The sequence below is a fragment of the Klebsiella sp. M041 genome (genome assembly GCF_059759695.1).
Window position 1 is genome coordinate 123,891 of sequence record NZ_JCAXWU010000011.1, and the last position, 20,904, is coordinate 144,794.

General features: G+C 60.8%; 19 protein-coding genes. 6 read left to right on the forward strand and 13 right to left on the reverse strand.

Features of this window, described 5'->3' with window-relative positions:
* Positions 1–202: 202 nt before the first annotated feature.
* From yciT to AC6CWS_RS16210, 6 genes are all read right to left on the reverse strand, one after another.
* Positions 203–952, reverse strand: a complete 750-nt coding sequence (gene yciT, locus AC6CWS_RS16185; RefSeq protein ID WP_023289340.1) for a DNA-binding transcriptional regulator YciT — start codon at positions 950–952, stop codon at positions 203–205.
* 73 nt (positions 953–1,025) lie between these two features.
* On the reverse strand, positions 1,026–1,205 hold the full coding sequence (gene yciZ / locus AC6CWS_RS16190) for a protein YciZ/DeoL (protein ID WP_004203883.1): 180 nt from the start codon (positions 1,203–1,205) through the stop codon (positions 1,026–1,028).
* Positions 1,206–1,363: 158 nt separating this feature from the next.
* Complete coding sequence (locus AC6CWS_RS16195) at positions 1,364–3,298, reverse strand: exoribonuclease II (RefSeq protein ID WP_023289341.1); 1,935 nt, start codon at positions 3,296–3,298, stop codon at positions 1,364–1,366.
* A gap of 81 nt (positions 3,299–3,379) precedes the next feature.
* Positions 3,380–4,537 carry a CMD domain-containing protein gene (locus tag AC6CWS_RS16200; RefSeq protein WP_060591015.1) on the reverse strand — a complete coding sequence of 386 codons (1,158 nt, stop codon included), beginning with the start codon at positions 4,535–4,537 and terminating at the stop codon, positions 3,380–3,382.
* Positions 4,538–4,725: 188 nt separating this feature from the next.
* Positions 4,726–5,514, reverse strand: a complete 789-nt coding sequence (gene fabI / locus AC6CWS_RS16205; protein ID WP_023289343.1) for an enoyl-ACP reductase FabI — start codon at positions 5,512–5,514, stop codon at positions 4,726–4,728.
* Between the two features lie 199 nt (positions 5,515–5,713).
* Positions 5,714–6,256, reverse strand: coding sequence for a HutD/Ves family protein (locus tag AC6CWS_RS16210; RefSeq protein WP_065883011.1), 543 nt, complete (start codon positions 6,254–6,256; stop codon positions 5,714–5,716).
* Positions 6,257–6,465: 209 nt separating this feature from the next.
* Between AC6CWS_RS16210 and AC6CWS_RS16215 the strand changes: the two genes are divergently transcribed.
* From AC6CWS_RS16215 to AC6CWS_RS16235, 5 genes are read left to right on the forward strand one after another with little or no spacing between them, the layout of a single operon-like run.
* Positions 6,466–7,311, forward strand: coding sequence for a transporter substrate-binding domain-containing protein (locus AC6CWS_RS16215; RefSeq protein ID WP_498256418.1), 846 nt, complete (start codon positions 6,466–6,468; stop codon positions 7,309–7,311).
* Positions 7,312–7,322: 11 nt separating this feature from the next.
* Positions 7,323–8,042 (forward strand): ABC transporter permease, encoded by a 720-nt coding sequence (locus AC6CWS_RS16220; protein WP_023289346.1) that lies wholly within the window; start codon positions 7,323–7,325, stop codon positions 8,040–8,042.
* A gap of 9 nt (positions 8,043–8,051) precedes the next feature.
* Complete coding sequence (locus AC6CWS_RS16225) at positions 8,052–8,783, forward strand: ABC transporter permease (protein WP_023289347.1); 732 nt, start codon at positions 8,052–8,054, stop codon at positions 8,781–8,783.
* A 1-nt stretch (position 8,784) separates the two neighbouring features.
* Positions 8,785–9,579 (forward strand): ABC transporter ATP-binding protein, encoded by a 795-nt coding sequence (locus AC6CWS_RS16230; RefSeq protein WP_017900863.1) that lies wholly within the window; start codon positions 8,785–8,787, stop codon positions 9,577–9,579.
* A complete protein-coding gene (locus tag AC6CWS_RS16235) occupies positions 9,576–11,075 on the forward strand; it encodes an HAL/PAL/TAL family ammonia-lyase (protein WP_065883012.1) in 1,500 nt (499 codons plus the stop codon). The genes AC6CWS_RS16230 and AC6CWS_RS16235 overlap by 4 nt, the downstream gene beginning before the upstream one ends.
* A 29-nt stretch (positions 11,076–11,104) precedes the next feature.
* Here AC6CWS_RS16235 and sapF read toward each other — a convergent pair whose 3' ends face one another.
* From sapF to AC6CWS_RS16265, 6 genes are all read right to left on the reverse strand, one after another.
* Positions 11,105–11,914, reverse strand: coding sequence for a putrescine export ABC transporter ATP-binding protein SapF (gene sapF / locus AC6CWS_RS16240; RefSeq protein WP_004203898.1), 810 nt, complete (start codon positions 11,912–11,914; stop codon positions 11,105–11,107).
* Position 11,915: 1 nt separating this feature from the next.
* Entirely contained in the window at positions 11,916–12,908 is a 993-nt protein-coding gene (gene sapD, locus AC6CWS_RS16245) for a putrescine export ABC transporter ATP-binding protein SapD (RefSeq protein ID WP_023289349.1), read from the reverse strand.
* Positions 12,908–13,798 carry a putrescine export ABC transporter permease SapC gene (gene sapC, locus AC6CWS_RS16250; protein ID WP_004151901.1) on the reverse strand — a complete coding sequence of 297 codons (891 nt, stop codon included), beginning with the start codon at positions 13,796–13,798 and terminating at the stop codon, positions 12,908–12,910. The genes sapD and sapC overlap by 1 nt, the downstream gene beginning before the upstream one ends.
* The gene (gene sapB / locus AC6CWS_RS16255) at positions 13,785–14,750 is read right to left on the reverse strand and encodes a putrescine export ABC transporter permease SapB (protein ID WP_017900865.1); all 966 of its coding nucleotides are present in this window, start codon (positions 14,748–14,750) and stop codon (positions 13,785–13,787) included. Before sapB ends, sapC begins: the two co-directional genes overlap by 14 nt.
* Positions 14,747–16,390 carry an ABC transporter substrate-binding protein SapA gene (gene sapA, locus AC6CWS_RS16260; RefSeq protein WP_023289350.1) on the reverse strand — a complete coding sequence of 548 codons (1,644 nt, stop codon included), beginning with the start codon at positions 16,388–16,390 and terminating at the stop codon, positions 14,747–14,749. The genes sapB and sapA overlap by 4 nt, the downstream gene beginning before the upstream one ends.
* Positions 16,391–16,723: 333 nt before the next feature.
* Positions 16,724–17,632 carry an SDR family oxidoreductase gene (locus AC6CWS_RS16265; RefSeq protein ID WP_074442654.1) on the reverse strand — a complete coding sequence of 303 codons (909 nt, stop codon included), beginning with the start codon at positions 17,630–17,632 and terminating at the stop codon, positions 16,724–16,726.
* Positions 17,633–17,739: 107 nt separating this feature from the next.
* Here AC6CWS_RS16265 and AC6CWS_RS16270 point away from each other — a divergent pair, with 107 nt between their 5' ends.
* Positions 17,740–18,582, forward strand: a complete 843-nt coding sequence (locus tag AC6CWS_RS16270; RefSeq protein WP_060591009.1) for a helix-turn-helix transcriptional regulator — start codon at positions 17,740–17,742, stop codon at positions 18,580–18,582.
* Here AC6CWS_RS16270 and AC6CWS_RS16275 read toward each other — a convergent pair.
* The gene (locus tag AC6CWS_RS16275; protein ID WP_065883015.1) at positions 18,549–20,870 is read right to left on the reverse strand and encodes a helix-turn-helix domain-containing protein; all 2,322 of its coding nucleotides are present in this window, start codon (positions 20,868–20,870) and stop codon (positions 18,549–18,551) included. The two genes, AC6CWS_RS16270 and AC6CWS_RS16275, sit on opposite strands and share 34 nt — an antisense overlap.
* Positions 20,871–20,904 lie beyond the last annotated feature (34 nt).

The following is a 20,904-nucleotide window of genomic DNA, read 5'->3' on the forward strand; positions in this document are numbered from 1 at the left end:
TTTAGGGCAATTCCATGAAGTTAGGGTGCGCAGGTATCACGAAAATCACGCAGGTGATAGTCACTTCCTGTTATATCGCTAATAATAATTTTACTTTTTTTAAAATTTAGCGTCAGGTAAAAAGTCTTAATTACCGGCTCGGAATACTCTCAGAGCGTTAACGCGCCCGTCCGACGCTTGGCTGGGACGGGGCGGAGACACATCAGACGTAGGGTACAATATCCACAGTCAGGCCGCTGCGCAGCAACTGCTCACGGCAGTCGTTCGGCAGACGATCGTCGGTTATAACACGATTGAAGCGGCCGGCTGGCCCAAGCGGATAGGGGTGCACCGCGCTGAATTTTGAGCTATCGCTGAGGATAATCGCTTCGCAGTGCTTCTCCAGAACGGCGTTAACCACGTCCGCACGCATCATATCGCGACCGGTAAAGCCGGTTTCCGCCTGCCAGCCATCGATCCCGATAAAGGCTTTACTGAAATGCACCTGCTGGATGAACTGGCGGGTCAGTGGGCCAACCATACTTTCACTGCGTTTCTGGTAAATCCCGCCCAGCAGGATCACCTCTCCCGGCGTCTCTTTCAGCAGATGGGCGATATAGCTGCTGACGGTGATGATGGTGATATCGCCGCGTTCGGCCAGGGTGCGCGCCAGCAGGGCGTTGCTGCTGCCGTTTTCGATAAATACTGTTTCGCCGGCATTCACCAGCGCCGCGGCGCGGCTGGCCAGTTCACGCTTAATGGCGAAATGGGTCATCATGCGGGTTTCGACATCTTCACTGTCCAGTGGGACGGCGTAGCCATGGGTGCGGCGCAGATAGCTCTGCTTCTCCAGCAGGTTCAGATCCTGACGGATGGTGACCTCTGAGACTCCGGTCATCTTCGCCAGATCGGCGACGCTCATGCGGCCTTTATCGATGACCACTTGCAAAATACTTTGTTGTCGGGCGTTCATAGCAACATCACTGTTAGGGGGCTATACGGCGAGCAACCGGTCAGCATCGCCGGTTGCGGCATGTGGGCGATAATCAGATTTCCCAGGGCGCTTTGGGTGGTTTGTTTTGCTCGGCGTCGTCTGCCGCCAGCGCCAGCAGCTCCGCTTTGAGGATCTCCAGATTATGGATCGCGGAGTGGTAATCACCGGCAACCAGAATATCCAGCACGGTATCGATACGTTGGGCGAGCAGGTGGGCATTCACATCTGACATGGCATTATCCTGGTAACAAAAACGAATGAAATCAATGATGCTAAAAATGGGTGAAAAAGAGAAGCGAAAAAAACGCACAACCTTAATCGGTGCGACGGAAATGGCGGGACAGGGAGGAAAGAAGGAGCGGTTCCCGGAGGAACCGCTGTGATGAGACGTCAGGCAGCCGGACGAGCAATGATGCTACGAGTTTCCATGCGGACTTCAGCGATAGTGACATCGATAACATCGGTCACTTTGTAGACCACTTCTCCCTTAATCTGCACGGTGCCGTTTTCCTGGCTGCAGACCAGTTCGTCGCGCACGGCGTGAAGGAACGGGGCCGGAATAAAGGCGACCGCGCCATTGTCCACCAGACGCACGCGCATCCCGCCGCGGCTGATGTCGATGATCTCCGCCGCAAAGCGGGTATCGGTGCCGGCTTTATCGTTGAGGAAACGGGCATACAGCCAGTCGGCGACATCGCGTTCGGCCATGCGGTTGAGACGACGGCGCTCCGCCATCTGCACGGTGGCTTCATCCTGCGGGCGCGCAATGGTTTCGCCTTTGATGATGGCCTTAAGCAGACGGTGGTTGATCATGTCGCCATACTTACGGATCGGCGAGGTCCAGGTGGCGTAGGCCTCAAGACCGAGACCAAAGTGCGGGCCCGGCTCGGTGCTGATTTCAGCAAACGACTGGAAACGACGTATGCGGCTGTCGAGGAAACCGGTCGGCTGGGCGTCCAGTTCGCGGCGCAGCTTGCAGAAACCTTCCAGGGTGAGCACTTCCGTCGGATCAACGTGTACGTCGTGGGTCTTCAGCAGGGCCGCCAGCTGCTCGGTATTCGCCGGATCGAAGCCGGTGTGGACGTTATAAACGCCGAAGCCGAGCTTGTCGCGCAGAACGCGGGCGGCACAGATGTTGGCGGCGATCATCGACTCTTCGACAATACGGTTGGCAATACGACGCGGTTCCGCGACGATGTCCAGCACTTCGCCTTTTTCGCCGAGGACGAAACGGTAATCCGGGCGGTCTTTAAACACCAGCGCGTGGGTCTGACGCCATTCGCTGCGACGCTGACACACGTCCTTCAGCAGCGTAATTTGCTGCGCGATTGCCTCGCTGCCCGGCTGCCAGCTGCCGCGGCCTTCCAGCCAGTCAGAGACGTCGTCATAGGCCAGCTTGGCTTTCGATTCGATGGTGGCGGCAAAGAACTCGATGTTGTCTTCAATGGTGCCATCGGCCGCCAGGGTCATCCGGCAGGCCAGCACCGGGCGCACTTCATCGGCACGCAGGGAACACAGGTCGTCTGACAGTTCGCGAGGCAGCATCGGGATGTTGAAGCCCGGCAGATAGTTGGTAAAGGCGCGTACTTTTGCGGCGTTGTCCAGCTTGCTGCCTTCGGCAATCCATGCGGTCGGGTCAGCGATCGCCACCGTCAGCAACAGTTTGCCGTCGGCGCCAGATTCGACATACAGCGCATCGTCCATATCTTCGGTGCTGGCGCTGTCAATGGTGACGAAGTCGAGGGCGGTCAAATCGCGGCGTGTCAGCCCTTCGTCAAGCATCTCGGTGGCGACGCCGTCCGGTGCCTCTTTTTCCAGATTATGGCGCGCCAGCGTCACCCACCACGGGACAAAGTGGTCGTCGCTGAAGGTGATGAACTGGGTCAGCTCCGCGTAAAACCCGCGGTCGCCTTTTAACGGATGACGGCGCATTTCAGCGACGGCCCAGTCACCCTGTTTGAAATCATGCTCAACGCCACGGGCGGCGCGGCAGGGAATGGCGTCTTTCAGCAGCGGATGGTCAGGAACGATAGCGAGGCGATCGTCTTTCTTCTGGACTTTACCGACGAAACGGGTCAGGAAAGGCTCAACCAGCGACTCCGGCTCGGCGCTTTCGCGTTCTTTTTCAGAATGGATCACCGCAACGATACGGTCGCCATGCATCACTTTTTTCATCTGCGGCGGCGGAATGAAGTAGCTCTTCTGAGCGTCCACTTCGAGGAAGCCAAAGCCCTTTTCCGTGCCCTTAACGACCCCTTCCGCGCGCGGCGTTTGGGAATGCAGTTGCTGTTTAAGCTGCGCTAGCAGCGGGTTATCCTGAAACATAATTAGGTATTTTCGTGGCTAAAAGAGCGGCTGACATTTTTACGCGATTATGCCTGTCGCAGCAAGCGCTGTTTCAGCAATTTACGTCTGCTGACGCACATTGCCGAGGGCGATTTTCAGACGATTCATCCAGCCGCACAGCCCGCTCCAGGTTAACAGATCGATCGCTTGTTCCGCTGAGAGTCCATATTCGCCGAGGGGTGTTAACTGGGCGGCGCTAAACCGGTCCGGGGAGCGGGTTAACAACTGTACCGCGGTAACGAGCGCGCGCGACTGAGGATGCTGCCCAAGCCAGCGATGGAGAGCCTGATCGCCCTCCCGTAAATGGCTGGCGAACGCTTCTTCACCGTGCCAGTGGGGGAGCCAGGCGTCAAAACAGGTGGCGCTGCCATTGGTGCGCGCGGTGAGTAAGGCGACCTGCGGGCCAAAGGTATCGTTGCCGCTGAGCTGGCGTAACAGCGTCTCCAGCGGCGCCATCAACTGCGGGTCGCAGGCCAGCAGCGGAGCCAGCGGGCCCAGGCCGGGCAGCGACTGCCAGCTGGCGATGCGCCGCTGGCGCTCGTCATCGGCATACTGCAGATCGGGATCTTCAATGTCGGTTTGCCACTCTCCCGGTGGGATGGCAAACAGGCCGGCGGGCGCCTCCTCTTGCTGCGGCATTCCGGGGATCCAGCGCACCGGGAAGCCCTGCGCCGCCTGCAGCACGGCAATCGCCCGCGCCTGGAAGCCGACAAAACCGATAATCTGGTTGATCAGGATAATATCCCGGCTGGTCAGGCCCACTTCGTCCAGCTGGCTGCGGGAAAGGGCGTTAATGACGGAGGGGGAACCGGCGAGCTGACGAGCGTATTGGGTGATCTGCGCCAGACGACGGTTGCTCTCGCGCGAAGAGTCGGGCCCCGGCAGGGGCGCCAGGCGGGCGGCATAGTGGTTACACAGCCGCTGGACGCCGTAGACCTGGGCGACGGTGAGCGCAGTGCTCAGGCGATCGTAGGCGGTAAAGGTTTGCAGGCGGCTTACCGGCACCTGGTCGGGAAACAGCCGCTCGGCGAGCTGGCGCGCGGGGCGTAGCCAGCCTGTGTGGGCGTGTAGCCAGGCGTCCGGCAGCGTCAGGTCCAGCAAAAAGCGGTCTTCAACATGGGCGGCTTCAGGGACGAGCGGCAGGACATCCACCGGGCAGATTGTTGACTGGGTTTCGTGATACCAGTGGTTTTTGCCATTCACGCGGCGTGGCTCCATGGGCTTTCCTTGTTCGGTATGTGGCGAACCGCCGTTCCGCGGATCGTTTATGCAGAACTATCCTGGCGTAACCCGGAAGCAGGAGAAAATATTGATACGTGCTATCAAATAGCCGATTGGAATAACAGGGGGAGCGCAAGGCCTGGGAAGGGAAAACCCTCCTCACCGGGGCGAGGAGGGGAAGGAACTTATTTCAGTTCCAGCTCGTTCATAGCGGCGATACTGAACCCACCATCAACGTGAACGACTTCACCGGAGATACCCGCAGACAGGTTGGAGCACAGGAAGGCTGCGCTGTTACCCACGTCTTCAATGGTGACGGTGCGACGGATCGGGGTGACCGCTTCGCAGTGCGCCAGCATTTTACGGAAATCTTTGATACCGGACGCGGCCAGGGTACGGATCGGACCGGCGGAGATAGCGTTGACGCGAACGCCTTCCGGACCCATCGCGTTCGCCATATAGCGCACGTTCGCTTCCAGAGAGGCTTTCGCCAGACCCATCACGTTGTAGTTCGGGATCGCGCGCTCGGCGCCCAGGTAGGAGAGCGTCAGCAGAGCAGAATCCGGGTTCAGCATCGTGCGGCAGGCTTTAGCCATCGCCACGAAGCTGTAGGCGCTGATGTCGTGCGCAATTTTGAAACCTTCGCGGGTGACCGCGTTGACATAGTCGCCGTCTAACTGGTCAGCCGGGGCATAACCGATAGAGTGGACGAAACCATCGAATTTTGGCCAGACTTTTTCCAGCTCGGTGAACAGCGCGGTGATGCTCTCATCTTCAGCAACGTCGCACGGCAGCACAATGTCAGAACCCAGCGCGGCAGCAAACTCTTCAACACGACCTTTCAGTTTTTCATTCTGATAGGTGAATGCCAGTTCCGCGCCTTCGCGGTGCATTGCCTGCGCAATACCGTAGGCGATGGACAGTTTGCTGGCGACGCCAGTGATCAAAATGCGCTTACCGGAAAGAAAACCCATAGCTTTAATCCTTATCGTTATTGCTTATTTTTACTTTAACAATCATAACGTTATCATTGTTATTTCAAAATAACTCAAATTTAGCCGGGAATTATATCCCACTGACGACCCCTTGTGTCACGATATTTTTCAGCCGGCCCGCGCCGCGCGGGGTAAAAGCCGATCGCGATGGCTCAAGTATACCATTTTTCTCTGCTGACTATTTGAGCGCAATCGCCGCCAGCAGCAGACGCCCATCGGCGCTGAGAGGCAGCAACTCCCCCGGAGCGTCGTCGTGCCAGCAGAGCCCGCTGCCGACGGCGCAGCGCCGTCCGGCCAGATCCCATTCACCCTGCAGTACATAAGCAACCCCGTTAGTGGCCGGTCGCTGCCGGTCGCTCACCACTTCAACCTGCGCGAGGGCTCGCCCGCGCTGGGTCATGACATTGAAGTCCAGTCCAGGCTCAACGATCCCGACGCTGGACAGCGCCCATTCGCCGGGAAACGCCCACGGCTGCCAGCGCGCCAGCGGATGGTCGATCTCCTCCCCGCGTAGCCGTAGCGGTTGCCCCGCCAGCAGGACGATCGTCCGGTCGACGCCGGGAAAAGGGGAGAATGGGCCATCGGCCTGCAGGGTGGCAATGCTCGCGCGCCAGAGAAAAGGCGCATCTACGGAAGGAACGGCGATAATTTCCCGGGTGGCGCCAGCGCCGTTCTTCCATGGCGTGACGGGCAAGGTAGCGTAATCAAAATAGGTGATCATAGTTTGCTCGGCGGAAGTCGGAAGTGGATAGTATTTGTTACACACTTGTCTCAATGTTCTTACAAATTATTTACAACAGGGCTCACAAATCCATCATTGAGCGCGTGTGCGGGTTTGTCAATGCTTGTATATACATGAGCAGTCATCTGCGAATTATCTTATCGCCTTGACCAGAGCCATCATGACAAAACGCGATCGGGAGAATGAAAATGCAACAGCGTATTACTTTCCGCCAGGCCTGCCTGGTCACCCTGTTTTCGGGGCTACTGCTGTCTGGTGGCTCAACATACGCTAAAGAGTGGAAATCGATCACCATCGCTACGGAAGGCGGCTATGAACCTTGGAATCTGACGCTTCCCGGCGGGAAACTCAGCGGTTTCGAGCCCGAGCTTATGGCGAATTTATGCCAGCGGATGCAGATCGAATGCAAACTGGTGGTGCAGAACTGGGATGGCATGATTGCCGGACTTAACGCCGGAAAATATGACGTGATCATGGATGCTATCGTCGTCACCCCAGAGCGCTCGAAGGTCGTGGCGTTTACCCAGGCATACGCAGCCACGCCGGCCTCTTTCATTGGGGTAAAAGGGTCGCTGCTACCGCCTTCGCCAGCGGTCAAGCTTCATGATAATGAGAAAGAGATTCAGGCGGCGATTGCGCCGCTGCGCGCGGCGTTGAAAGGGAAAACCATCGGCATCGCGTCCGGCACCGTGTACACGCCGTTTATTGATAAGTATTTCAAGGATATCGCTGATGTCCGGGAATATAACAACTCAGCGGATGCGATCCTCGACCTGCAGGCTGAGCGCATCGACGCGGTGTTTGATGATATTACCTTTGCCAACACCACCCTGTCGCGCCCGGAGAATAGCAATCTGGCATTGAGCGGTCCGCTGATGAGCGGCCCAATCTGGGGAGGCGGTGAGGCGATGGGCGTGCGCCTCGCCGATACCGAACTCAAAGCGAAACTGGATAGCGCCATTCAGGCGGCGCTGGCCGATGGGACGGTAAAAAAACTGAGTGAGAAATGGTTTAAAAGCGACGTGACTCCCTGAGCGAGGCAACCATGTTAAATCTTCTGAGTTTGGGTGAAAACGGGTGGGGGACGCTGATCCTCAGCGCAACGCTGACTACGTTGCTGCTGTCGCTCGCGGCGCTGGCCGTCGGTGCGGGGGTGGGCGGCGTTATCGCCGCCGCGAAGCTGTCCCGCCACGCGCCAGCGCGCTGGTTCGGCGCCGCCTGGTCGGTGGTATTCCGCGGTATCCCTGAATTACTGGTGATCTATCTGTTTTATTTTGGCGGCTCAGGGATGATTTCATGGCTGGGGCGTCTGTTTGGCGCAGACGGCTTTATTGAGGTTCCGCCATTTCTGATTGGCGCTCTGGCGATTGGCTTGATCTCCTCCTCGTATCAGGCGGAAGTCTACCGTGCTGCTCGTCTGGCGCTGATGCCCGGGGAAGTGGAGGCGGCTTCCGCCATTGGCATGCCGCGCTGGCGGATCCTGCAGCGCATCCTGTTGCCGCAGATTGTCCGTTATTCGCTGCCGGGTTTGTCCAACGTCTGGCAAATGAGCCTCAAAGACTCGGCGCTGGTATCGGTGACCGGGATGGTTGAACTGATGCGCGCCAGCCAGATTGCCGCTGGCTCTACCCGCGATTATTTCCTGTTCTATCTCATCGGCGGCGGCTGCTATTTGATCCTGACGCTGCTCTCTAACCGCGCGTTTACCCGGGCGGAGAGCCGTCTGAACCGCGCCTGGCTGCGTCGCAGCGCCGCGCAGGCGTAAGGAGCCCATATGATTATCGATTTTGCCTTTCTCGGTGAGACGTTGTTGAAGCTCGGCGCGGCGCTGCCGGTGACGCTGGGACTCTTTATCTGCTCTTTTTTGCTCGGCGGCGTGTTGGCTCTTGGCGTTCTGGCGCTGCGAATGAGCCGCTGGCCGCTGGCTAGCGGTTTCGCCAAAGGCTATATCCTGATCTTTCGCGGTTCGCCATTGCTGATCCAGTTGTTTCTCATTTATTACGGGCTGGGTCAGTTTGGGGTGATCCGCCACAGTTTCCTGTGGCCGCTGCTGCGCGAACCCTTTATCTGCGCCGTTCTGGCGCTGGCGCTCTGTACGGCGGCCTATACCGCGGAAATTCTGCGCGGCGGGTTGCTGGCGATACCGCCGGGCCAGATTGAAGCCGGCCAGGCTTGCGGTATGTCGCGCTGGCTGCTGCTGCGGCGGATCATTGCCCCGGTGATGCTGCGCTATGCGCTGCCAGCCTACTCCACGGAGGCCATTTTATTGGTCAAGTCGACGGCGCTGGCAAGCCTGGTGACCGTCTGGGACGTCACGGGGGTGGCCCAACAGATTATTCAGCGTACCTACCGGACGATGGAGGTATTCCTCTGCGCGGCGGCCATCTACCTGCTGCTCAATTTCATCATTGTGCAGCTGTACGCCCTGCTTGAACGGCGTTTAACCCCGCATACCCGGCAAAATCCGGCGACCGTGTCGCTCAAGCCGATAACCAAAGGAGAGTAAGATGCTCGATTCACGTCCGGTGACCTTATCGGTCAGCGATATTCATAAGTCCTTTGGCTCCCTGGATGTCCTGAAGGGGATCACCATTCAGGCGCAGCAGGGCGATGTCATTTCGATCCTCGGCGCCAGCGGCTCCGGTAAAAGTACGCTGCTGCGCTGCATTAACCTGCTGGAAACGCCCGATGCCGGAGTGGTCAGCGTCGGCGGCGAGACGATTGAAATGAAGCATCATGCCCGCGGGCATCGGCTGGCGGCGAACCCCCGGCAGATAGAGCGCCTGCGCTCGCGGTTGGGGATGGTCTTCCAAAGTTTTAACCTCTGGTCGCATATGACGGTTCTGCAGAATGTCATTGAGGGGCCGCATTATGTGCTCAAACGGGACAAACGGACCTGCATTGAACAGGCTGAGCAGTTGCTGGAGCGAGTGGGGATGTTGAACCGAAAGGATTTCTATCCTGCGCAGCTCTCCGGCGGCCAGCAGCAGCGCGTGGCGATAGCCCGCGCGCTGGCCATGGAGCCGGACGTCATGCTCTTTGATGAACCTACCTCCGCGCTGGATCCCGAACTGGTCGGCGAGGTGCTAAAGGTGATGCGCAGCCTGGCGGAGGAGGGACGGACGATGCTGGTGGTCACCCATGAGCTGGGATTCGCCCGCCATGTTTCCAACCGGGTGGTCTTTATGCACCAGGGGACGATTGACTGCGACGGTGCGCCAGAGGCGCTGTTTGGCAGCCAGGGATCCGCGCGCTTCAAGCAATTTATCTCCAGCCACCAACAGCCAGGACAGGTCGTATGAAAATGATCCAGTGGGGCGATGCGCCGATACGCTGGCAGGAGGTGGCTTGCGTTGCCCGGGGCGAGGCGACCTTGAGCCTCAGCGACAGCGCCTGGTCGCGTATCGCGCAAGGGCGGGCGATTGTCCAGCATATCGTTAAAGCCGGCCAGGTAGCCTATGGGATCAACACCGGGCTGGGGGCGCTGTGCAATATTACGCTGCCGGAAGCGCAGCTACACCAGCTGTCGCGCAATACGTTGCTCAGCCACGCCTGCGGGGTGGGACCGTTGCTGGAGGTCGCCCCAACCCGGGCAATTATGTGCGCCGCGGTGGCCAATTTCAGCCACGGTAAATCCGGGATCTCCGCCGGGATAGTGCAGCAGCTGTTGGCGTTTTTGCAGCATGGCGTCACCCCTCAGGTGCCCTCCCAGGGGTCAGTTGGCTATTTAACGCATATGGCGCACATTGGCCTGGCCCTGATGGGGGTTGGCGATGTGCTCTGGCAGGGGCGAACGTGGTCAGCGGCAAAGGTCCTGTCGCAGCTAGATCTGCAGCCCATCGCGCCGGGAGCGAAAGAGGGGCTGAGTCTGGTCAACGGTACGCCGTGCATGACCGGTCTGGCCTGTCTGGCGTTAGACGACGCCGAGCGCTTAATGAACTGGGCCGATGTAACCGGCGCGATGAGCTTTGAAGCGCTGCGCGGCCAGCTTGTGGCATTCGATGCCGAGATCCTGGCGCTGAAAGCCAGCCCCGGGATCCAGACCAGCGGCCAGCGGCTGCGTGAGCTACTGGCGGACAGCCGTCTGCTGGCCGAAAGTGAAGGACTTCGCACCCAGGATGCGCTAAGCCTTCGCTCGATGCCTCAGGTGCATGGCGCCTGCCGCGATCAGTTTAGCCACGCGCAGACGCAGATAAATATCGAACTCAACGCCTGTACTGATAATCCGCTGATCATTGGAACCGTTGAGCAGTGGCGGGTGGTCTCCCAGGCGCATCCGCACGGCGAATCGGTGGCGATGGCCTGCGATTTGCTGGCCATTGCCATGGCTGAGCTGGGCGCCATCGCTGAACGACGCCTTGACCGGCTGGTGAATCCTCTGGTGAGCGGGTTGCCGGCGTTCCTGGTCGCCCGACCGGGCGTGAATTCAGGCATGATGATTGCCCAGTACGTCGCCGCGTCGTTGTGCGCGGAAAACAAGCAGCTGGCGCAGCCGGCGGTGCTGGATAATTTTGTTACCTCGGGTCTGCAGGAGGATCATTTAAGCTTGGGCACCGGCGCAGCGCTGAAACTGCAGCGCCTGCTGGGCAACCTCTATCAGATCCTGGGCATCGAATATTTACTCGCCGCCCAGGGGCTCGATTTTTACGAGCCGCAGAAGCTGGCGGCGGGCACGCGCCGGGCGCGAGACCTGCTGCGCGAAAGCGTGCCTGGCTGGGAGGACGATCGCTGGCTGGCGCCGGACATCGCCAGCGCGGTGGCCATCCTTAAGCGAACCGCTGGCCACGCGCCGGCGTGAGGTCAGCGGGCGAGGTGAATGAGACGGCGCTATTTGCCGTCTTTGCGCCAGGCGTCGGCGGTGAGAGCCTCACCGAAGTGGCCAGCGATCAGGCGTCGTGTCAGGTCGTGCAGCGGTGAGGCCAGCACATCGGCGGTGCTGCCGCGCTCAACCACTTCCCCGTTATGCATCACCAGCACCTGATCGCTGATGTGCTTCATCATTCCCAGGTGCTGGGTGACATAGATGTAAGAGATACCCTGTTTCTCCTGCAGCTCCAGCATCAGGTTGATGAGCTGGGAACGCATCGACATATCCAGCGAGGCCAGCGCCTCATCGCAGACGATGACCTTCGGACGCAGGATCAGCGCCCGGGCGAGGCCAAGACGCTGCTTCTGACCCGGGGCAAGCATATGGGGATAGTAGCTGACGTGGTCCGGCAGCAGGCCGACCATGCGCAGGGTATCGATGATCTGTTTCTGCCGCGCTTCGGCGTCGAGGTCGGTATTCAGCCGCAGCGGAAAATCGAGGATCTGCGAGATGCGCTGGCGCGGGTTTAGCGACGTCGACGGATCCTGAAAGATCATGCGAATCTTCTGGCTGCGGTAGGAGTAATCCCCGAAGGTCAGCGGATGGTCATCGATCAGCACCTCGCCGCTGGTGGGCTCCACCATGCCGGCCAGCATCTTCGCGAGGGTGGATTTCCCGGAGCCATTCTCGCCGATAATCGCCAGCGTCTGCCGTTCGCGCAGGGTAAAACTCAGCGGCTTAACCGCCTCCACCGTCTGGCGGTGAAACCAGCCGGTGCGATAGCGAAAGGTCTTACTGAGTTGGCGCACTTCCAGCAATGTTTCGACCATTTCACTCTTTCTCCATGTTCAGCGGGAAATGACAGGCGTACAGGTGATTGCGCGCCCCGGTAAGACGCGGGGTTTCAATACACTCGCGCTGGGCGTACGGGCAGCGCGGCCCCAGCCGACAGCCGATGGGCAGCTGCTCCAGCAGGGGTATTGCCCCCGGCAGGGTGTTGAGACGGCTTTTATGCGGCATGGCGCTGCCAAAATCCGGGATCGCGCGGATTAACGCCTGGGTGTAGGGGTGATGCGGCAGGGTGATCAGCTCTTCGCTGGGCCCGCTCTCCACCGTCTGCCCGCAGTACATGACGTTGATTTTATCCGCCCATTTGCTGAGCATCTGCAGATCGTGGCTGATCAGCAAAATGGTGGTGTTGTTGTTCTGGTTGAGCCGCGTCAGCAGGCGGATAATCTGCGCCTGCGTCGTGGGCTCCATAGCGTTAGTCGGTTCATCGGCGATCAGCAGGCGCGGCTGGTTGGCCAGGGCGATGGCAATCATCACCTTCTGGCACTCGCCTTCGGTCAGCTGATAGGGGAAGCTGCGCATGGCGTCTTTGTGATCTTTAATCCCGACGCGGTGCAACAGCTCGATGGCCCGACGTTTACGCCAGCCCAGCCGCTGCCACCAGCGGCCCTTGTAGGTCCAGCCAGGGATACTCTGGATCAGCTGCTGGCCGATGCGCTCAGAGGGGTCGAGGCACGACTGGGGCTCCTGGAATATCATCGACACGTTGTGGCCGATCAGTTTCCGGCGCTCGCGGTTCGACAGCCGCAGCAGATCGATGTCGTCGAAACGCATGCGGTCGGCCGTGACCCGCCAGTTGTCTTTTGTCACGCCGCAGATAGCTTTGGCGATCAGGCTCTTCCCGGAGCCGGATTCCCCCACCAGGCCACGGATTTCGCCTTCGGTCAGGGTCAGGCTGACGCGGTCGACGGCTTTTACCCAGCCTTCGTTGGTTTTGAATTCGATGGTTAAGTGACGAATATCGAGTAACGGCATTATTCTACCCCGGCAATGATCGCCCGGCGAATACCGTCGCCCAGCAGGTTGACCAGCAGTACGCTGAGCATAATCGCGGCCCCGGGCAGCATCACGGTCCACGGCGCAACATAGATAAGCTCCAGCGCATCGCCCAGCATCGCTCCCCATTCCGGCGAAGGCAGCTGAGCGCCGAGGTCAAGAAAGCCCAGCGCGGCAATATCCAGAATAGCCATCGACAGGGCGCGGGTGATCTCGGTCACCAGGCCGGAGGCGATATTGGGCAGGATGGCGAACAGCAGAATATTCAGCGTCGACGCGCCGTCGAGGCGGGCGGCGATAATGTACTCTTTCTCCAGCTCATCGTGGACCATGCTGTAGACGGAGCGCACCATGCGCGGCAGCAGCGCCAGCCAGACGGCAAACATCGCATGGCTGAGGTGCGGCCCGGCAAAGGCGACGACGATGATCGCCAGCAGCAGCGAGGGGATGGAGAGCAGGGTATCAAGGATATGGTTCATCACCGCCGAGCGCAGGCCGTGGGTCGATCCGGCAATGACGCCCAGCACCAGGCCAAACAGCGTGGCGCCGAGGGTGACGACAAAAGCGCCGCCGACGGTCGGCGCCGCGCCGCTCAGCAGTCGGCTGAGCACATCGCGCCCCAGGTCATCGGTTCCGAGGAAGAAAGAGACTTCCCCATAGCGCGACCACGATGGCGGCAGCAGCTGGTAGCCGAGGAACTGCTGGTCGATGCCGTAGGGGGCGAACCAGCCGCCGAAGACGCAAAGCAGCAGCAGCCCCGCGCAGCCGTACAGGCCGATCATCGCCGTGGTGTCGCCATAGAATTTACGCCATACGGTGCGCAGCGCGCCGGGCGGACGCTTTTCCAGATAAACGCTATCGTAGGGCATACCATTCCTTATGTTTCAGTGGGTTAGCCATGGCACCGAGAATATCGGAAATCACGTTGACAATAATCACCAGCGCGCCAATCACCATCACTCCGGCGGAGATCGCCGCGTAGTCCTGCTGACGAATGGCGTTGATAAGCCACCGGCCCAGCCCTGGCCAGCTGAACACCATCTCCGTGATCATCGCCAGGGTGAGCATGGTGGAAAACTGCAGGCCGAGGCGCGGGATCACCGGCGGCAGGGCGTTGTGCAGCACGTGGCGCAGTAAAATTTTGCGTCGCGAGACGCCGCGGGTGGCGGCCGCCTTGACGTAGTTGGTGTCATAGACTTCGCTGGTGCTAATGCGCATCAGGCGGATCACTTCGGTAGTGGGGGCTACCGCCAGGGTCAGCACCGGCAGCACCATATGCCGGGCGGCGCTGACGATCATCTCATGGCGCCACGGCGAGTCCGAAAGCCAGGCGTCAATCAGCGCGAAACCGGTGACGTTTTTCACCTCATACAGCAGGTCGAAGCGGCCGGAGACCGGAAGCCAGCCGAGGGTCAGGGAGAAGAAGAGGGTCAGGAGCAGCGCCAGCCAGAAGACCGGGATCGAGAAACCGACCAGCGCGACGGCGCTGATCAGGGTATCGGGCCATTTGTTGCGCATCACGCCGGCGATCATCCCCACCGGAATGCCAATCAGCAGGGCAAAGCCGAAGGCGAGGATGCACAGCTCCATGGTCGCCGGGAACACCTCGCGCAGCTGCTCGGAAATCAGCTGGCCGTTAATGCTGGAGACGCCAAAATCCCAGTGCAGCACCCCTTCAAACCAGAACAGCCATGCATTCCACAGGGTCGCGCCCTGCAGCGGGGCATGGGGAGTGAAGTAGCTCAGGCTGAAGCCGACAAAGGTCAGAAAAAAGAGGGTGACCAACAGCAGCAGCAGACGGCGCAGGGTAAAAATAATCATGGTTTTTTCACCTCTTCGGTTTTCTCCCGCGATACGCCAGCGAACGAAGCGTTACCGAAGGGGCTAAGCACCAGGCCTTTCATATCATAGCGATAGGCCTGCAACCGCAGCGATGAGGCCAGCGGCAGGACCGGCAGTTCACGAGCGAGGATGCGCTGGGCCTCTTTGTAAGCGTCCATCCGCGAGGAGAGCTGCTGCGAGAGCAGCGCTTTTTGCAGCACGTCATCAAATTCCCGGTTACACCAGTGGGCAAAGTTGGTTTGCGAGGCGATCGCCGCGCAGCTCAGCAGCGGCCGGAAGAAGCTGTCCGGATCGTTACTGTCCGTCGCCCAGCCGGAGAGCGTCAGGTCATGGTTCATGTCCATCAGCCGTGCCTCCTGGAAGCGCCCCTCCACCGGCATGATGATCACCTTGACGCCAATCTGCGCCATATCCGCCTGGATCAGCTCTGCTGTTTTCAACGGGCTGGGGTTCCACGCCTGCGAGCTGGTGGGAACCCACAGTTTGAGGGTCAGATTTTCCAGCCCCAGGGCCTTCAGGCGGGTGCGGGCTTCCTGGGGATTATATTCGGTAATCTTAGCGTCGTTATCGTAGGCCCACGAGGCGCGCGGCAGCATCGACGCCGCCGTCTCCGCGGTGCCATAGTAGATAGACTGCATCAGGCGCTGGTTGTTAATGGCCAGCGCCAGCGCGTGGCGCACCTCCGGGTTGTCCAGCGGCGGTTTGGCGGTGTTGAAGGCCAGCCAGGCAATGTTCATCCCCGGACGCAGCGTCAGGCGCAGGCGCGGGTCGTCACGCAGGATCGTCAACTGGCTGGCGGCCGGCCAGGCCAGCACGTCGCATTCGCCGGTCAGCAGTTTCGACAGGCGGCCGGTTCCACCGGAGCCGAGGTCGACCACCACCTGCGGCATCAACGGTTTTCCGCGCCAGTAGCCGGGGTGGCGCTGCAGGCGAACATACTGCCCGGAGCGGTACTCCGACAGCTGGAACGGGCCGGTACCCACCGGCTGGCGATCGAGCTGTTCCTGACGATCGTCCTGCGTTAAGCGGGCGGCATATTCGGCGGAGGTAATCGACGCATAGTGGGTGGCCAGATGCCAGAGGAATGATGCATCCGGCCGCTTGAGGCGAAACTCCACGGTCTGATTATCGAGCTTGCGGACGCTCTCCACGCTGTCAGCAAACTGCAGGCTGTCGAAGTAGGGGAAGCTGCTGCCGTTGACGTTGTGCCAGGGGTGATCGCGGTTAAAAATGCGGCCAAAGGTGAAAATCACGTCATCGGCGTTGAAATCCCGCGTCGGGGAGAACCATGCCGTGCGTTGAAACGGGACGTGGCGGCGCAGGTGAAAGCGGTAGGTGGCGCCGTTATCGAGGACTTCCCAGCTCTCCGCCAGCTCGGGGACCAGCCGATAGGTATAAGGGTCGACGTCAAGCAGGCGATCGTAGATCTGCGCGGCCAGCGTATCGACGATCAGGCCGCTGCTCACTTTCTGCGGATTAAAGGTATTAACCTGGCCGCTGACGCAATAGACGAAACCGCTGTCGCGAATATCGGCGCGGTCGGGGAGCGCAGGGGCGGCAAAAGCCTGCCCACACAGCAGGGAAACCGCTGCCAGGAGAGATGACAATTTCAGGCGCATATTTTCTGTTTGATTATAGAGTTGAACTCTATCTTATTAAGATTCATAGACATTCACCACCGCCTTCAACAAGCCTGAGGGATAATGCGGTTACCGGGTGCGTATAGTATTCAGTCAATTGATTAAAATAGTCGCGGAACCGAGTCTGTATAATGAAACATGGTAACTTTTTATCGCCGATATCGCCAGTCAGCTCTGTTTGGCCGAGGTTGACCGGACGGTGGACGCGACGCTAACGCCGGGGATAAATTCAGTATAGCGGGGAGAAAGCAGAGGGTCCGACGGGCGGGTAACCCTACCCGTCGGATGTCATACAGGGGGGGACGTTTTTGTTTATCGTGACAACGTCACTTTTTGATAATCCATATCCCGCAAGTCCTCCAGCAGCCCGGGGCCGACCGGCTGCCACTGCAATCGCTCGCGAGTCCATGCCGAGCTGGCGCGCAGGTCAAGGGCGGTAAAGGGGGCAAACCAGCCGAACCAGGCGTCAGCCTGCTCCTCATCCAGCTGGGTCAGCGGCAGATTTAAGCCCCGGGCGATGACTGCGGCAATCTCCCGTAATGCGATCCCCTCTTCAGCCACCGCATGGTAGCGCTCGCCCGCAGCGCCCTGCAGCAGTGCGCTGACGTACAGGCGCGCGACGTCATCGACATGGGCGGCGGACCAGCGGTGGTTCCCCTCGCCGCGCAAGGCCACCGCGCCGCTGGCGACCGCGCGTTCGATATAGCTGGTGAGCAGCCCCTGGCGCACGGTGTCATGCACCTGCGGCAGGCGAACGACCCGGACGTCCACTCCCGCCTCCAGCAGCTGCTGGCCGGCAAGTTCTGAGGCGGTCCGCGGGCTGGGGTGCGCGGCGTTAAAGCACGACTCGCGGGCCGGGGCGCCGCTCCCGTCGTCGCCCATCAGCGTGCCGGAGGTGATGACCAGCGGCCGCGCGCTGCCCCGCAGCGCCTGGCCCATGGTGAGGATCGCCTGGCGGTCTTTCTCGCAGTTGGCGGCAAAGCGGCTGAAGTCGTGGTCGAAAGCGGTATGGATCACCGCGTCGGCGCTCTCGACGCCCGCCAGCAGCGAATCGGGGGCGTCCAGCGTGCCGCGGCGCACCTCGACCCCTGCCGCTTCCAGGGCCTGCGCCGTGGCGTCGCTTCGCGCGAGGCCGATAACCTGATGGCCCGACGCCTGCAGCGCCGGAAGAATACGCGAGCCGATAAATCCGCTCGCGCCGGTAAGAAATATACGCATTATGAACCTCCTGGACGGGTTATCAGGCGTATCCTACCCGCGATGTCATACTATAAAAGTAGAGACATTATCGGGGTATAAATTCTAACAGGCAGACTTACAGGCAGATGATGAACACTTCTGACAATCATGCTTTAGGTGATTTTCTCCGCGCCAGGCGCCAGCGTCTCGACCCGGTAACGTTTGGCTTCCCGGCGGGACGCCGGCGCACGCCGGGCCTGCGCCGTGAAGAGGTCGCCCAGCTCGCCAGCATCAGCCCGACCTGGTATACCTGGCTTGAACAGGGGCGCGGCGGGGCGCCTTCCCGCGAGGTGCTGGAGCGGATCGCCCGCGGTCTTCGGCTGACCACCCCGGAGCGCGAACATCTGTTTATACTCGCCTTCGGCCATCCGCCGCAGACCCGTTTGACGATCACAGATGATATGACGCCGCGGCTGCAGCGGGTGCTCGATGCCTTCGCCATTCCGGCGATTATCCGTACCGCCAGCTGGGACGTGATCGCCTGGAACGCGGCGGCGGCCAGGGTGCTGACCGACTACGGCCAGCTGCCGCTGGCGGAGCGCAACGTGCTGCGCCGCCTGTTTACCCGGCCTGAGGCCCGCTGCACCCTGGAGGACTGGCAGACGGTGGGGCAGCTTATCGTTAATGCCTTTCGCGCCGACGTCACGCGGATGGGCGCCACGACGGAAACTGACCAGCTGATCGCGGAGCTCAGCCAGCAGAGTGTCGAGTTCGCCCGTTTCTGGCAAAGCCACGACGTCGCCGGCCACGGCGAGGGCTATAAGCGCATTCACCACCCGCAGATGGGCCCGCTCGATCTGGAGTTCACCTCTTTTGCCGTGGAGGGCCGCCCCGATCTGTCGCTGCTGGTTTTCAACCCGGCGACGACGGAGAGCCAGCGCAAAATTCACGGCCTGCTTCAGGCGTCGGGATCCTCATCGGGGGAGTACTGAGGGGTAAATTCGTACAGGGCCAGGGCGTTGCTCTCCAGCGAGTCGACCCGCAGCCAGTGGCCGTCGAGTCGGGCTTCCTCCACGCTGAGCGCCGGACGGGCCTGATGCATCAGCCACTGATAATCTTCGGCGTCGGGGCCGCTGCGGCTGCGAAAGGCGTCCACCAGCGGGAACAGCGCGCCGTGGTGCTGATCGAAGAGGTGCTGTTTGATGCGCCAGCGGCCCTTGAGCCCCTGCAGCCGCACATTGTACGGCTGGCTGAAGCGTTGAATAAAAGCCGCTTCGCTGGAGAGCCAGGGGTTATAGACCACCGTATTGCGCAGCAGCAGCTGGTAGTGCCCCTGGTGATGGAGCAGCAGCAGGTTTTTGTCGTGAAACAGGATCTCGCCGCGCAGCCGTCGCCAGAGCCACAGCACCCAGTAAACCGGGCGCGGCAGCCCGTGCAGATAGTGTAGCGCCAGGCTGGAGGTATCCAGCTTGCCGTTGGCGCGGGCTTCGCCCTGGAGGCCGGAGTTTAACCAGAAGCCCGCCAGCCAGACCTGGTCCGCGACCCCCAGCAGATTATCCATCAACAGCGCGCCGCGAAAAAAGCGCCCGTTGGTGTCCCGCGTATCGCCGGTCAGCGTATTCCACGAGAGCAGCCATAGCGGCAGGTTAAGCTGCCGTTGACGCAGGGCGCTGTGGATCTGTCGCAGCTTATGTGCCGGATAGTGCTCGCTGGAGGCCAGACTGCTGCTGTCCGCCTGAGCCAGATCCAGCCGTTCGTTGGCATCCGCCTGGCAGGCGAGAAAATCGGCTTCCGCCAGCAGCGGCGAGTGGAACAGCGGATCGTCCCCGGGCGCGCTGGCGGCAAAGCGGTGCCAGATCCCCAGCTGCGGCTGCGGCAGCAGACGGTGAAGAACCTCGCGCTGCTGCCGCCAGGCGGCCTGGCGGGCCGCTTCGCTGGCCTGCGGCGACCAGTGCCAGACAAAGCGCCAGCTGCTGAGCGTCGTCGGTGGAAAATGGTTGGCGGCGAGTTGCAGGAAGCGCTGCAGCAGATCGCTGCGGGTGGTGACCCCGGTATGCAGGATCACCTGCCAGCCCATCGCCGCCAGCCAGCTGAAGATCTGCTGCAGGTTGTACCAGCAGGCGTAGCCAGCCATCTGCGGATCGTCCCAGCCGGTGCCGAACAGGCGGCTGCTGAGAAAGGCATCGTTGATATCAATGGCATACACCGGCAGGGCGCGGTGCAACTGCTCCAGTTCGCGGCGCACGTCCTCCCGCAGCAGATCGTCCAGCTCGCGCACGGTCACCACCATCCGGGTATGGCGCAGCACCGCGGCGCGCGCCGGTCGCTGGTGCAGATTAATCTCCCGGGTTTGCGGCGGATTGATCAACAGCGGCTGACTCTCCCGGTCGCGTTGTTCCGGCTCATTAAGGCGGGCGTAGAGCCGGTCCACGGCCACCGGCTGCCAGCGATCGCCCTGCGGCGGGCGCGGTCGGCCAGGCTCCCGGGGGGACCGCTCGCGATACTGGCGCGGCGTCACCCCATGGTGGCGCTTAAACAGATCGCTCATCATTCGCGTGCTGGCGAACCCCTGCTCGCGGGCAATTTGCTGAACGGGTTTGCGGGTGGTTAACAGCTGATCGGCGGCGTGGCGCAGGCGCAGCGCGGTGAGGTACTGAACAAAACTGACGCCAACCTCCTTGTGAAACAGGCGTGACAGCCAGGCCTCGGAGACAAACTCGGCGGCCGCCACCTCCTGTAAAGAGAGACGGCGCTGATAGTTGGCGTCGATCCGCGCCACTACGCTGGCTATCCTCCGGCTCCATTTTTCAGCATCGCGCCGGGGCGTGAAGGCGATGGGCTGGCTGAAGCGCGTGGCCAGCAGCAGCGCTATCTCACTCAGCCAACGGTTGGCCTCCAGCCGGTAATGGCCGGGATGATTGACCAGGCCGCTCACCAGCAGCTGGCGCATCAGGCGGCGCAGGCCGTCATCGGCATCGCGGGTGCGCGGCGATATCTGATAGTCGACGGCAAAAAAGGCGTTGTCGAGGCGGGCCAGCCAGCTGGCGGAGAGGGTCAGGATCATCACCGCGTTGCCCCCGGCGCTGCGCAGGCTCCAGCGACGGTTGCGGTTAACGATCGCCAGCCTGTCGACGGCAAGCTGCTGCGGCGCGCCTTCCGCCTCCGCCAGATTTACGCTCCCCTCCAGTACCCACAGCAGCGTCAGCAGATCGCTCTCCGGCTGGCTTAGCTGACGCACATCGCGCACGGTGACGCTAAAGTCGCCTGAATGCTGCTCCACATGGTTCTCCTCTGTAGACAAAAAGCAACCGGTT